The 241-nt window shown below is 52.3% G+C and carries 1 rRNA gene; it reads left to right on the top strand.

Features of this window, described 5'->3' with window-relative positions:
* A 23S ribosomal RNA gene (locus HPT30_RS00085) occupies positions 1 to 241 on the top strand; the annotation flags it as partial.

The following is a 241-nucleotide window of genomic DNA, read 5'->3' on the forward strand; positions in this document are numbered from 1 at the left end:
ACGTGGCGAACAACGAAACTGCCTCGGGGAGCTGTAAGCAAGCTTTGATCCGGGGGTGTCCGAATGGGGAAACCCAGCTGTGGTAATTCGCAGTTACTCATATCTGAATACATAGGATATGTAGAGGCAGACCAGGGGAACTGAAACATCTAAGTACCCTGAGGAAGAGAAAACAATAGTGATTCCGTCAGTAGCGGCGAGCGAACGCGGAACAGCCTAAACCAGGGGGCTTGCCTCCTGG

It is taken from the genome of Paenibacillus agri, from assembly GCF_013359945.1.
GTDB lineage: Bacteria > Bacillota > Bacilli > Paenibacillales > Paenibacillaceae > Paenibacillus_AQ > Paenibacillus_AQ agri.